The following is a 14,200-nucleotide window of genomic DNA, read 5'->3' as shown; positions in this document are numbered from 1 at the left end:
AAATATGAGTTGTCTATTTTATTTGTGGATACTACAACGTTTTTACCTGCGTCGTATGTGGTTCTCTGTTTTGGGTATATTCTACATAACGCAGTAACAGTTTACTTCTGATAGCTGTAGCTTTTTTATGTAACTCGATGATATACTCATCATCATTTTTAAAAATCTTGGTGCTCTTTTCTATAAAGCCTTTTTGAGTCATTGCTGCAATTTGGACCGCAGAATGAATATTATTTTTTAATAAAGCTTTTATGATTTTGGGATTATCCTCCCCCAATAATCTCACCATTCGTTGATATCCTTTTACTTTTTTTAATACATCTTCTTGATTATCTTCTAAACCCTTCCAATTAAGGGTGTCGTTTACTTTTTTATCAACTAGGTTTATTGTTTGCCAATCGACCTTTTTATTTTGCCTAAGAAACTTATTAAGTCCTTCAAAACTAACATCTTTTTTTATCTCTTTCTGTGCCATACTATTTTGATTTTTTGAATACATTATTCTGAAATTGCTTTCTAACAATGGTTCAAATTTGTTCAATTATCACCCTAAAAAGAAAAGTAATGAGTGAATGGGCTACTATCTTGAGTGTATATCACTAATAAATGAGTAAAGGGTTTTTCATTTTTACTTTAAATGTATGATATATAAAAACCTAAGAATGAAAAACGTAACCAGTATGTACGGTGTGTAGTAAAAATCTATATTAGTAAGGGATTTAAGACCGATTATGTATTAGAATGTTCTCATTAAGATTTACAGCATCATACAGGTTAAACAAATCTTAAAGAAATTATGAAAACTTTATAACTCTATACTAATAAATATTAATACATTATACTTTGGCTAATCGACCAAACCAAATTTTCATAAAATAGTACTACGTCTTTTCAACCTCTTAAAATCTATACATATCATGGAAAATATAATGACAAAAAAACCAGACCCTATTAACCTTACTAACCCCCAACAATTAATATTTGTTCTTCGTTCTGAAACATTAAAAAAAGTTGTTACTGATTTTAAGACCACTAAAGGAACAATGGATGAACCTCTGCCTACAGATGGATTGTTAATCCCGAACATAATAGGCATCCCAAAATTCACCCCTAATCACGAGATTACGTTCGTTTTGGAACCGAAAGAAGAATCGATTCAACTCTGTTATGTATGTTTTCAAAATGTAACTAAATCTGGAAGAGATAATTCCATTCAATGGTCCTCCGTTTTTAAAAACGTATCATCTGACGAATCAATTACTATACCTCCTGATAATTCACTTTATGCTGCTCCTCATACATCACACAAAAATACCGTTTCGTTAACTGTTCAGGATAATATTGGGGACGAAGAATATAATTTATATTACACTATTTTGTTTTCATATACTCTCCAAAACAATGCTAAATTCTTTTTCAGTATTGATCCCTTGATGAAAATTAGTTCTAGTACTTGATCTTAGAATAAATAAAATTAAACAAGTTTTATTTCTATCTCTATTTCTAATTTTTAATATATCTTTTTCTTGAACCATAAAATTTTTCAAAAGTCTTATTATCGTTTTAAAACCGAAGAGATTACTACAACAAAACAGTCAAAAACCCTAAACATCTATACAATAGATAATTAACTATAAACACTACTATATTTAAAGAAATTAAGAAAACTTTATATGGATATATGATAAATGTTAATATCTTACATTTACTCTAACAAGTCTAACTCCTTTATTATAACAATAGGAGTTTTAAACTCTTAAACCTCATACATCATGGAAAATCTAATGACCATAACACCCGACACTATTAATCCCACAAGTCCTACAGACATAATATTTGCTCTTTACACGCAATCAATGAATAGGGCTTTGAATCATTTTAATACTAAAATAGGCACAATGTCTTCTCCTATAGCTATAGATAGTATTGTAGATCGAAATATTACTGGTATACCTCAGTTTTGTCCTGGTGATATATTTAATATAACATTACAACTTTACAGTAGCAATGGTGAAACAATTAACCTCTATTACATAAAAATTCAAAATGGTAGCAAATCAAGTAATCCTAATATACCTTGGAGTTCAGTTTTCGAGAATACTTCAGGGTCCCAATATACTCAAGCTCCTGATAATTCTCTTTTTGTAACCCCTGGAAGTTCTACTTCATCTAGTAATCCTATTGTTTGTACTATCCCATTAACTGTTAATGATAGTATTACTGAAGAGTATGATTTACTGTATACAATTTTGTTTTCTTATACCAAAAATGATAAGGAATTCTTTTTCAGTATCGATCCTTTAATGAAAATTAGTTCTAGTACGTGATTTTAGAATGAGCGAAAATCATATTAAAATTGACCAAATTTTATTTCTAGCTTTATTTCTGGTTTTCAATACATCTTTTTCTCAAACTACAAAAGTTGTTGATAGTCTTATTGCTATTTTAAAGACAAATACCTTATCAAAAAAAGAACGATCAAAAAGCTTAAGCTTACTCGCTTTTAATCATCAAGATTTAGATACAGCATTATTTTTAGCTCAACAATCTTTAAAAATTGCCACAGAAATAAAAGACCCTTTACTACAAGGAAATGCTCTGGAAGAGATTAGTCATGTCGAAAGGAGGTTAGGAAATAACAGCAAATCATTTGAAGCCTCTTTAGAGGCATTAAAAATCTATGAATCCTTAAAATTAATAGAACATCAATCCGCCAGTTATGCACAATTGGCCAGTAATTATATTAGTGATAAAGAGTATAAATTGGCTATTCTATATTTGAAGAAATCTTTGAGTATCTATAACAATTCTGACAATTTAAGCAATTATACTATTGCAACCCTTAATCTTGGAGAAGCATACCGATTGGCGGGGCACTTAGATAGCGCTACTACTTGTTTTCAAAAAGCAATAAAACTTAATGATCAGGTAAAAAATGAATTGATTTCTGGGTATTCTCTTGGCAACTTAGGTATGGTATATGCAGCCCAAAATAAATTTGGTATTGCAAAAAAAAGCTTAGATACAGCTATTCTTACTCTTGAGAAATTAGGTGACTTATACTCTACATCAATATATTTGGCCGAGTTAGGAGAAATCTATAGCAAACAGAAGAAGCCTATACTTGCGGAAAAAAAATATCTGGAAGCTATAACAATGGCCGAAGAAGCGGGATTAAAAGAACAAATTAGAGATTTCAGTGCGATACTTCGTTCTTTTTATGAAGAAAAACAAGTATATGAAAAAGCACTACTGTATCAGAAAATGTTTCAAACCTATCAGGATAGTCTTGTTAACAAGGAGAACATTCAAAAAATAGAACAATTAAAGTCGAGTTATGAAATTGACAAGCGAGAATCTAAAATAGCACTGCTTAATACTATCAATACGAATCAGAAATTCGCTGTTGTCTCATTAATTGTAGGAATAATAGCATTATTTCTTTTTGTATACCTGCTCTATCGCATTAATAAAAAGATCAAAAAAACTAATATTATTTTATCTGATCAAAAGGAAATTATTACCAAACGAGAACAAGAAAAAGCATTGTTGTTAAGAGAATTGAATCATCGTGTAAAAAACAATTTACAGATGATTTCGAGCTTACTTAATCTTCAAAGTCATGAACTTACAGGGCACCCAGCAAAAGATGCTATTGTTTCTGGAAAGTATAGAGTAGAAGCGCTATCACTTGTACATAGGAAATTATATCAGGAAGGTGTAGATACTAAAATCATGATGAAAGAATATTTAGAAGAATTGGTATTAGGGCTTTTTCATGGATATGATGCCAAGTTTAACCCTTATTTTGATATTACTAACATTGGAATTCATATAGATGTAGCTATCCCATTAGCCTTAATTATTAATGAACTGGTTACGAATTCACTCAAATACGCCTATAAAAAAATAAAACATCCGACACTTAAGGTAATAGTATTAAAAGACTTTGAAGATTATTTACATATCCAAATAATAGATAATGGAATAGGTTTTGATATTCAAAAAAGTAGAGAAAACAATTCTTTTGGGATTAAACTTATCACTTCTTTAGTTGAGCAATTAGAAGGGGAAATAAAACTAAAAGATAGTAAGGGAACGCATTGGGATATCAACCTTAAAATAACGTAATTTTATTATATACCCTAGAATATTATGATTACCCCAATTCCAAAAGTTAAAATATTAATCGTGGAAGATGAGATTTTATTAGCTCAGGATATTTCTAATAGACTAACGGCCATTGAATATGAAGTAATAGGTACCGCCCCTACTGCAATCAAGGCCTTAAAACTAATTGCTGAGAATCCAGATGTAGACATTATATTAATCGATATTATATTAAAAGGAAATCTTGATGGTATTGAATTAGCTGGGCTAATTAATGCTAAATATAATATACCCTTTATTTTTCTTACTTCGCATTCAGACAATCAATTAATTGAGCGAGCAAAGGGTGTTTACCCTTATGCATACATCCTTAAACCATTTAATGACAAACAAGTAAGTACTGCAATAGAATTAGCATTATTAAATTTTTCCAAAAAAACACCAGAAAAAGAACTCCTTAAAAGTAGAAATTTTAATGCTCCTGATAATCAAGTATTGCAAATCAAAGACAGCATATTTTTAAAAAAAGATCATCATTTTGAACGGGTACCTTTTAAGGATATATATTTTTTAAAAGCAGATAGTAATTATTGTACTGTACATGCTAAATCTGGCCGATTTATGTACTCAATGGTATTAAAAAAAATTGAAGCAGAATTACCTTCTAATCAATTTTTACGTACCCATAGAAGTTATGTTGTAAATATTGATCTAGTTAATGGTTTTGAAGGAAATATGCTTTTTCTTGGAGAGAAAAAAATTCCTGTAAGCAAAGCCCATAGAAAAGATGTTTTTAAATTATTTCATACTATTTAACACATATTACAAAAGATACTCTATCACATTATTATTGTACTTTTTGATAGAATTCATTTAAATCTAATGGGTCATTTTTTTGCTTCTGTATTGCTATAAGCTCTTTAAACAATTCATCTATTTTTGTTTTAAACTCAGGATTTGATGCTAAATCACTCATCTCCTCAGGATCTTCATTCATATCATACAAAAGTATTTTATCAATTTTAGGATAAACGATTAGTTTATATCCATCTTTTCTGATCATGCGTTGTAAGTCAATGTATCCCCCATAAATAGCTTCATAAGGGCTTTTTTCCTTTTTATGTATCATGTCAAGTATACTATTAAACTCTACATAATCTGGTTTTTCTGCTCCAGCCAAAGTAATACTTGTTGCCATTGCGTCTTGTAAATAAATATCTTCTGCTATTTTTTTACCTTTAGGTATATCTGGACCGGTAATCATAAAAGGAGCTCGGATACTATGATCTAAAAGACTTTGCTTTCCTATCAGTCCATGTCTACCCATAGCCAAACCATGATCCGCAGTAAATATAATATAGGTGTTGTCCATTTTTCCAGTTCCTTCAAGAGCATTTAGAATTTCACCTATCTGATCATCCATATGCGTTATTAAGGCATAATATTCTTGTATATGTTTTTTGGTAGCATAAGGTGTTCTTGGAAACGGAGCTAAAGCCTCATCTCTAAGATCTTGTCCATTACCTGTCCCATCTTTAAATGGATATTCTGATAACCAGCTCTCTGGAAGACTAATACTCTCTAAAGGGTATTTATCGATATATTTTTGTGGAGCCTGTCTTGGATCATGAGGAGCATTAAATGCTAAATACATAAAGAATGGATCTTCACTTTTCTTTGCTTTTTGTACAAATGCAAGAGCATCGTCTTTTAATACTTCACTCCAATGTTTTCCACCTTCCCAGTATCCACCAAATTTTGGATCAGTTGGAGACCAAGTCGTATCATTTTTGCTAATAGGGCGATTATATCCTATTGGCATAATATCTTTTGGTAATGTGTCTGTTCCTTTTATATTTTCAAAACGTTCTACCATTTTGAAATGATCCCAAGCATCACCGGGCATTCCTGGTCGTATATGTGTTACATTTTGAAAAACACTATTTGCTTTAGCATCAACATGCCATTTACCTGTCATATAAGTTGTATATCCTTGAGCTTCCATTAATTTTCCCCAAGTTTTATCGATATCGCGTCCCTGCTTCCAGTTTTCACGAAACTGATTCACATTCCATACACTTCTTCCAGAAATAATCATAGCTCTGGAGGCTGCACAAACAGCCCCATTCCAAGCTCCCATATTATAGGCATGCGTAAAGGTTGTACCATCTTCTACTAACCTATTAAGATTTGGTGTATGGATTTCATTATTTCCTAATGCATTTATCGCTGAATACGTAAGATCATCGGCAAAAATAAATACTATATTTGGTTTAACTGAAGTAGTTTTAGTAGGCGTAGAACATCCTATCATAAAAACTAATAGCAACAACATAACTAACTTATTCATGATGGTATTTTATAATTTCTGGATTGAGGTATAATAGGCAGAAAATCTCTCGCCTTTGCTATTTAAAAAATTACAACTTAACTTATACTCTCCTTTTTCTAAATACCCATTTAGTGATGCAAAGGCGGCATCAGAATTAACATCTGCAGTAAGATCTAGATCACCAATGGTTACGATTGCCTTTAACACTTCAAGCCCTTTACCTACTGGTTGTCCATCTTGAAATGAAGTTGATGCAATAGATTCAATTTCTTGAGAAATTGCTAGTCCAGATTCTTCTGGATATCTTCTTAAACTAAACTGATAATTACCACTTTCTACTACTTTAATAGTATAATATCCTTCTGGGTGAAATTTGCCATCTCTAATTTGTCCTTCATGCCACGGTAAATTTTCTTCAGTATGTAAATCATGTATTGTTAACCGAACTGATGTTTTTGCTTCTCCGCCGATAGGGATTTGGGCATACCTTATATCTGACTGTATATTCTTCCACCAAGTATCATAGAAGGTTTGCATTTTTTTCACTTGTTCAGGATATTGATCTGCTAAATTTTCTTTTTGTCCTGGGTCTTTTGTGAAATCGTACAATTCACTTCCATTTACTAAACGCCATTTTGTTGACATTACACAAGGGTTTCTTCCTTTTTCTGGCCATTGCTTACGTTGTGTATCTACAACAAGCATTCTATCCAAAGCTTTTTCTTCTCCTTCTAATAATGACACTACACTTACACCATCTAACTCTTTTTTAGAAGTATATGATATTCCTGATAATTCTGTTAATGTTGGTAATAAATCCACATGGGCTACTAATTCATTAATCTCTGCTTTTTTAAGTAAATTTCCTTTAGGCCAACGTATAAAAAATGGTACTCTATGTCCTCCATCATAATGACTACCTTTGGTACCTCTTAAGCCTGCGTTATACCCTCTAGTTTCTTTTGTTTTCTTATTATAATTAATACCATTTGCTGTTCCGTTATCAGTAGTATAAATTAATATTGTATTCTCTGCAAGACCCTCTTTTTCTAAGTAATTTGTGAGTTTTGCAAAATTATCATCTATGTTTGTGATCATTCCATAGAAACGTTTTTGCATATCGTTTAATTCTGCGTCTTTGTATGCATCTGCATATTCTTTTGGAACATTAAATGGTCCGTGAGCAGCATTAGTTGCTAAATACATAAAAAATGGTTTATCCTTACTTTTTTCAACGTATTTAATAGCTTCATCAAACCAAATATCTGTACAGTACCCCTCAAATTTTTCTGGAGTTCCATTTCTAAAATAGGTATCATCAAAATAATCATTCCCCCAATAATCAGGAGTTTGACCAACTCCTCCTCCACCATTATATAAAACTTCTTGAAATCCTCGATCTTGAGGTCTAAAGGGTTTATTATCTCCCAAATGCCATTTACCAAACATAGCGGTTTGATATCCGTTTCGAGCAAATACCTCAGCAATAGTCTCTTCATCTTCCAATAGAATAGAACAACCTGCTATAGTGTGCCAAGCATTATTTCGGTTTGCATTTCTACCAGTCATAATACCTGCTCTTGTAGGAGTACATGTTGTTCCTACATGAAAATTTGTAAGTTCTAAAGATTCTTTAGCAAATTTATCAAGATTAGGAGTTTTGATAATTGAATTACCATGAACCCCTATATCGCCATATCCTTGATCATCTGTGACGATCAAAATAATGTTAGGTTTGCTGTCTGGTACTGCTGGTTGCTCTTTACTTTTTGATTTTTCTTGACAAGAAATTAATATCGCTATCGTTACTAGTACTATTATTTTTTTAATCAATTTCATTGGTTTTAAATGATTCGTATGCCTAAATGATGATATGCTATAAAAATAAAGTTTAAAAATGCATATTTTGATTTTACTATCATTTCTTTAATGTCCAATTATTTACCATAAATGATTAATCATTACATAAAAACAGCACTATTACTAGTGCTGTTTAAAAATTAAAAAAGAATAGTATTCATCTTAAAAAGTTGTTATTCTTATTTTGTTAGTAGGTGTATTTGTATTCCTATCCACATTTATATTTCTATTTCCTCTATCTGATCTAAAGAAATTAACATGATCTCCTACCGGAAGAGGGAAATTAAAATTGTTGTCAAAAATATCCACAAATTGTGCTTCTTCTCCTATGATACCGCTTCCACAATTACCACTAAATGTATTGTTATTGATAAAAATACGACGACAACCATTTTCAAATAAAGGGGCATTGCCATAATCTCTAAAAGTAATTACTGAAATATAATTATGATCGCCTTGCGCAAAATTGCTGATATTATTTCCGTTAATGCTAATACCATTAGATTCATGTTCTATATTTATAGCTTCAGTAAATCTAACTGCTCCTGTGGTACCTTCAAAGGTATTTCCAAAAACCTGTATGTTTTTTACTTTAGCAAATGCTAAATTAAAGTTTTGAGCCTTTTGAAAAAAACACCCAGAGATTTCCATACCATTCATATCGGTTACAATTCCCATTGCTTCAGCCGCTCGTGGTAAAATCCTCAAATCTTCTCTTCCATCCGCTCCATCGTTTCCACAATCAATACTAATACCTGCCAATTGATCTCCTAAAAATTGACAATTCCTAATAATTACTTTGCCAATGCTACTTACTGGAGTGCTGCTAAAATTTCTGTTAAATAGGATACCTCTCGCACAGTTTCTAAATTCACAGTTAGAGGCAACCAAAAAATCAATTGGCAATCCTGTTCTATTGTCTGGTGTTCCAAAGCCTTGTCCTGCATTTGCAAAACGCATATTATAAGCTTGTACTCCTGATTTACCTTGTGAACTTACAGCTACCGAATTATTATCTAATCCTGCCCAATCTACGGTCATATTTCTATATATAGTTCCGTTAGCTCCTGTAACAACAAGGCCTGGTGTATTAAAAGTACGTGTGGCTACGATTCGAACATTATCTCTATTAGTTGCACCTGTTATGGTAACATTAGGAATATCGGTAGGCAAGAATACAGACCTATCGGTTCTATATGTTCTATTTGGTAATGTAACCGTACCTCCTGCACCAGCATTTCTTACCGCTTGAGTTAATGCATTTGCAAATGTTGCTGGGTTACCGTCCCATTGAAGGGTTACTGATGCTTTGGATGATATTTCTATAGCATTTGTAGGTTCATTTATTTCTTCATTCTCACACGAAGAAAATGTAGTTATTAGCAATACTGAAATAGCCAATGTTTTAATAGCAAATTTTAATTTCATGTTTGTGTTATAATTAAGGTTTATATTACCTTAAATATAAAATCACGGATCACGCAATTGACAATTGTACATTCAAAAACATAACACATATGTATTTACACATCCAAAAAACTCATTAATGATAATAATTTAACATTTTTTATGTTAAATTCATTTTTCTGACCCTTCAATTTGCCTTACGTACTCACTTGGAACCACCCCAAATTGTTTCTTGAAACATTTAGAAAAATATGATGCTGTGTTAAAACCTGTCATATACATTATCTCCTTTACCGACATATCACTTTGATCTAGTAATTGTACTGCTCTTTTTAATCGTATATTTCTTATAAATTCACTAGAGGATAGTCCTGTTAATTCTTTGAATTTTAGATATAAATTACTTCTACTATGACTCATTTCTTTAACAAGCATCTCAACATTAAAATCTGTATTCATCATATGTTTTTCTACAATCTCGATTGCTCTTTGTAAGAATTTTTCATCGGCAGATGTTACTGTAACCTCATTGGGTTGTAGTGTAATTTTTCGGTTAAAAACTTTTCTTAACTGATCACGCTGGTGAATAATATTAGATAGCTTTAATTGTAACAATTCCATATCAAAAGGTTTTCTGATATAGTCATCTGCTCCAATTTTTAGACCTTGAACTTCACTTTCTTGAGAAGACTTTGCTGTTAACATCAAGACAGGGATATGACTTGTTTCTTTTGTTGTTTTCAGATTTTTACAAAACTTTATTCCATCCATGACGGGCATGAGTACATCTGTAAGGATTATATTAGGTATTATTTTAATTGCCATTTCTAAGCCTTGTTTTCCATTTTCTGCTTCATGAATAGCGTAATTTTCACCTAATGCCTGTTTAATAAAAGTTCTTATATCTGCATTATCATCTACAATCAATAATACTGGTAATTTTGATCTTGATTTTGACAAATCCTGATCTACTAATTCATCATTAATACCTATGGCAAATGATTCCTTTTCTGAAGAACGCATTAGAAAATCATTTTCAGAAATTTCTTTACAACTTATTCCTTGAATGTTTTCATAAGATTCTTTATCTATTGGTAGTCTTACAATAAAATTAGTTCCATTCTTTCGTTCACTGATTACCGATATACTACCTTGGTGAAGTTCTACTAGATTTTTAACAAACGAAAGTCCTATACCTACTCCTTCTGGATTTACCTTGTCTTTATCTTTTGCTACATAAAATCTATCAAAAATATTTTCTAACTTATTTTTAGATATTCCTGGTCCTGAATCTTCTACTTGTATGACAACATATCTTTTTCGATCAGGTTTTGCTTTTAAAACACCTATTGTTTGTAATTCGTTGTCTTCTGAAATGTTAATTGAAATGGATCCATTTTCTGGTGTAAACTTAAATGCATTGGATAACAAATTATTCATGATTTTCTCCATAGCATCATGATCAAACCAACTTTCTAAAGATGGGTTAGCTGTATTTATTGCAAAGCCAATTTTTTGTTTATGCGCCAAAAACTGAAAAGGTTCTCCGACTTCTTTTATAAAATCAGTTACATTACCTGGTCGAACGACTAAGCGCATTTTTCCTTGGTTCATCTTTCTAAAATCCAATAACTGATTTACTAGTCGCAGTAAATAATCTGTATTCTTATGCATTAAGCCATATTGCTCTTGTAATACCGATTCTTCAATATTACTACCGCTTTTTTGCAAATACTCAAGAGGTCCTTTGATTAATGTTAATGGTGTTCTAAACTCATGTGAGATATTTGTAAAGAATTCTAGTTTCATCTGTTGTACCTCTTCGTGTTTATCTTTTTCCAGATCATCGAGGGTAGATTGATGTTTTCTATTCGTTCGATTTATGGTATTTCTCCAAAAACCAATTAATAATCCTAATCCAAATAAACAATACACGACATAAGCTCCTTTAGTGCGCCAAAAAGGCGGAACAACATCAATTTTTAGCTCTGAGGGGGTTTCATCCCACAATCCATCGTTATTAGATGTTTTTACTTTAAGTGTATATTTTCCTGGTTCTAAATTAGTATATGTTGCAAATCGTTTATCAGCAGTAGTCTGTATCCAATGATTATCGAACCCTTCTAACATATAGGCAAACTGATTTTTTCTTGGAGCCGCATAATGCAGTCCTGCAAATTCAAAAGAAAAGCTATTTTCCCAATACTTTAACTGAATCTCTTTTGTATTATTTATAGTGTTTTCTAAGATAACTCGCCCATTTACCTCTTCTCCTATTTGAACAGAATTATTAGAAATCATAAAATCTGTAATAACGGTTTCTGATTTAAATGTGTTCTCTCTAATATTTTTTGGATAAAATGCATTGAAACCATTTACTCCTCCAAAAAGCATTTCACCATCATTACGTTTCAAACATGCCAATTCTTGAAATTCATTATTCTGTAAACCATCATTTACATCATAATTTTTAAACGTTTCTTTTATGGGATCGAATTTAGATAGTCCTTGGTTGGTTGATAACCATAAATGACCTTCTTCATCTTCTAAAATTCCTTTGATCACATTATTTTTTAAACCATCTGCTTCTGTATATGAAACGAATCCTTCTTTTTGAACACCTGAAGGTCTAATGTATTTATTAAGTCCACCACCAAAGGTTCCAACCCATATATCGCCTACACTACTTTCATAAATCGTTAAAATATAATTATGACTGATTGTAGTAGAATCACCATCAACATTCTTAAAAATATCAAACTTGGGGTATTTCTTTGTAGTTTCATCTTTTGTTAATCGATTAAGTCCATTTCCTGTAGCAAACCAGATATTTTTTTGACTATCCTCATAAATATCTCTGATAATATTGTTAGAAACCGCAATTGCTTTTGAAGAATTTTCTATAAGCATATCTTTTTCATAATCGTCATCTTCTTTCTTAATCCATCGGTGTATCCCTCGACCATATGTTCCTATCCATATATTTTTTTGATGATCCTCTAATAATGCAAAAACACTATGATTAATATCGGTAACGGGAACCACATCATCCTCTTTAATATTGTTAGGATCAGTAATATCAAGTAGTAATAGGCCTGGATCATTTTCTACTCCAATAAAAAGTGTTTTTTTATTTTTAGTTTGTACTTCTGTGATAGCAAAAGAATTCCCTATAGTTTCAAAATTCACAAAGCCCGTATATTGGTCATTATTATTTTCTTTAGGAAGCATATTAAGACCTCCTCCTTCTGTACCTATCCACAATGTACCATTACTATCTTCGTACATTGATCTTATTTTGTCATAACTAAGACTTGTTGGATCTAAGGTCTTTCGGATATGTCTAAATTGTTTTCTTTCTGGATCAAACTTATTTATTCCTCCTCCGTTTGTTCCTACCCATATAATTCCTGTTTTATCCAGAAATAATGATTTAACGATATTTTTAGTTATACTATTGGGGATTCTTAAATCATATGTAAACTTTTGAACAAACTTGGGAAATTCATTTTTAGGAGAATTATCAAAATATATTAATCCATCATTTGTTCCACACCAAATATTGTTATTGTTATCTACTAACAATTCATTAATAAAAGCCCAATTAAGTTGAAATACTTTTCCTGATTCTTGATTTCCGGATTGACAATATAAACCGACATCTGTACCAATAAGTAATCGCCCGGTTTTATCTTCTCCCATACATTTTACAGGTATATTGGGTAGACCTATAGTTTCATTCATTAATTTGAAATAAAAATCACCTTTTTTATCTCTTGACAACTTATAAACTCCTGCGTGCCCACCTGCCCATAATTGTCCACTGCGATCTTCATAAATTGTATTAAACCAATTCTCTTGCCAGTTTGGAATTACTTGATCTTGCTCTGGATTAAAATATTGAAAACTGAGTGAATCAACAGGTTTAGTGAGATCTGCCATATTCAATCCATTAGTAGTACCCACCCATAATCGGTTTTTCTTATCGATATATATAGAGGCAACATGATCACTGCTAAGGGATTTTTTATCACTCTCATCATGTTTAAAATGAGTAAATTTTCCAGTTGATCGGTTAAAAAAGTTTAATCCGCTTCCTGTCGTACCTATCCATAGGTTATCGTCTTTATCTCCATTAATTGCATAAATTAAGTTACTACTAATACTACCTTCTTGATTTACATCTGGTTTATACACAGAGAACTTGTAACCATCATACATATTTAATCCGTCATGAGTACCAAACCACATAAATCCTTTATGATCCTGATATATTGCATTGATATCACTTTGGGACAATCCATCGTCTGTTGTAATATGCTCAAAATATACAGGGTCTTGCCCATAACATACATTTTCAAATCCTACAATGAGAAAACAAAATATGATCGATAGTAAAGAAAATTTATAGGTACTGATATTCATACGCCAATTATTAAATTACTTAAATGTATTAAATTAAAAACAAACAATTCTAATCTTAGTTACCCT

9 protein-coding genes are annotated in these 14,200 nt (G+C 31.4%); 4 read left to right on the top strand and 5 right to left on the bottom strand.

Features of this window, described 5'->3' with window-relative positions; all coding sequences use genetic code 11:
* Window positions 1–31 precede the first annotated feature (31 nt).
* Window positions 32–475 (bottom strand): hypothetical protein, encoded by a 444-nt coding sequence (locus AWE51_RS23950; RefSeq protein WP_066319315.1) that lies wholly within the window; start codon window positions 473–475, stop codon window positions 32–34.
* Between the two features lie 442 nt (window positions 476–917).
* Here AWE51_RS23950 and AWE51_RS23945 point away from each other — a divergent pair, with 442 nt between their 5' ends.
* The 4 genes from AWE51_RS23945 (at window position 918) to AWE51_RS23930 (ending at window position 4,926) form a co-directional block, all read left to right on the top strand.
* On the top strand, window positions 918–1,457 hold the full coding sequence (locus AWE51_RS23945) for a hypothetical protein (RefSeq protein ID WP_066319313.1): 540 nt from the start codon (window positions 918–920) through the stop codon (window positions 1,455–1,457).
* Window positions 1,458–1,772: 315 nt separating this feature from the next.
* Complete coding sequence (locus AWE51_RS23940; RefSeq protein WP_066319312.1) at window positions 1,773–2,327, top strand: hypothetical protein; 555 nt, start codon at window positions 1,773–1,775, stop codon at window positions 2,325–2,327.
* Between the two features lie 7 nt (window positions 2,328–2,334).
* Window positions 2,335–4,131: a tetratricopeptide repeat-containing sensor histidine kinase gene (locus tag AWE51_RS23935; RefSeq protein WP_066319311.1), complete on the top strand. Its 1,797-nt coding sequence runs from the start codon at window positions 2,335–2,337 to the stop codon at window positions 4,129–4,131.
* A 24-nt stretch (window positions 4,132–4,155) separates the two neighbouring features.
* Window positions 4,156–4,926 (top strand): LytR/AlgR family response regulator transcription factor, encoded by a 771-nt coding sequence (locus AWE51_RS23930; RefSeq protein ID WP_066319308.1) that lies wholly within the window; start codon window positions 4,156–4,158, stop codon window positions 4,924–4,926.
* A 31-nt stretch (window positions 4,927–4,957) separates the two neighbouring features.
* Here AWE51_RS23930 and AWE51_RS23925 read toward each other — a convergent pair whose 3' ends face one another.
* The 4 genes from AWE51_RS23925 to AWE51_RS23910 all read right to left on the bottom strand — a co-directional run bounded on the left by AWE51_RS23925 (window position 4,958) and on the right by AWE51_RS23910 (window position 14,134).
* Complete coding sequence (locus tag AWE51_RS23925; RefSeq protein ID WP_066319306.1) at window positions 4,958–6,460, bottom strand: sulfatase-like hydrolase/transferase; 1,503 nt, start codon at window positions 6,458–6,460, stop codon at window positions 4,958–4,960.
* Between the two features lie 9 nt (window positions 6,461–6,469).
* The gene (locus tag AWE51_RS23920; protein ID WP_066319303.1) at window positions 6,470–8,281 is read right to left on the bottom strand and encodes an arylsulfatase; all 1,812 of its coding nucleotides are present in this window, start codon (window positions 8,279–8,281) and stop codon (window positions 6,470–6,472) included.
* Between the two features lie 183 nt (window positions 8,282–8,464).
* The gene (locus tag AWE51_RS23915; protein ID WP_066319298.1) at window positions 8,465–9,730 is read right to left on the bottom strand and encodes a hypothetical protein; all 1,266 of its coding nucleotides are present in this window, start codon (window positions 9,728–9,730) and stop codon (window positions 8,465–8,467) included.
* A gap of 150 nt (window positions 9,731–9,880) precedes the next feature.
* Window positions 9,881–14,134, bottom strand: a complete 4,254-nt coding sequence (locus AWE51_RS23910) for a hybrid sensor histidine kinase/response regulator transcription factor (RefSeq protein WP_066319294.1) — start codon at window positions 14,132–14,134, stop codon at window positions 9,881–9,883.
* Window positions 14,135–14,200: the final 66 nt, after the last annotated feature.

The organism is Aquimarina aggregata, assembly GCF_001632745.1.
Lineage (GTDB): Bacteria > Bacteroidota > Bacteroidia > Flavobacteriales > Flavobacteriaceae > Aquimarina > Aquimarina aggregata.
Note: the sequence above shows the minus strand (reverse complement) of the source record. Positions and strands in the feature narration are given on the sequence as shown.

Excerpts from the sequence above, each read along its gene's own strand:
- AWE51_RS23950 (WP_066319315.1), bottom strand. The coding sequence starts at position 475 with ATGGCACAGAAAGAGATAAAAAAAGATGTTAGTTTTGAAGGACTTAAT.
- AWE51_RS23910 (WP_066319294.1), bottom strand. The coding sequence starts at position 14,134 with ATGAATATCAGTACCTATAAATTTTCTTTACTATCGATCATATTTTGT.
- AWE51_RS23930 (WP_066319308.1), top strand. The coding sequence starts at position 4,156 with ATGATTACCCCAATTCCAAAAGTTAAAATATTAATCGTGGAAGATGAG.
- AWE51_RS23915 (WP_066319298.1), bottom strand. The coding sequence starts at position 9,730 with ATGAAATTAAAATTTGCTATTAAAACATTGGCTATTTCAGTATTGCTA.
- AWE51_RS23925 (WP_066319306.1), bottom strand. The coding sequence starts at position 6,460 with ATGAATAAGTTAGTTATGTTGTTGCTATTAGTTTTTATGATAGGATGT.
- AWE51_RS23920 (WP_066319303.1), bottom strand. The coding sequence starts at position 8,281 with ATGAAATTGATTAAAAAAATAATAGTACTAGTAACGATAGCGATATTA.
- AWE51_RS23945 (WP_066319313.1), top strand. The coding sequence starts at position 918 with ATGGAAAATATAATGACAAAAAAACCAGACCCTATTAACCTTACTAAC.
- AWE51_RS23935 (WP_066319311.1), top strand. The coding sequence starts at position 2,335 with ATGAGCGAAAATCATATTAAAATTGACCAAATTTTATTTCTAGCTTTA.
- AWE51_RS23940 (WP_066319312.1), top strand. The coding sequence starts at position 1,773 with ATGGAAAATCTAATGACCATAACACCCGACACTATTAATCCCACAAGT.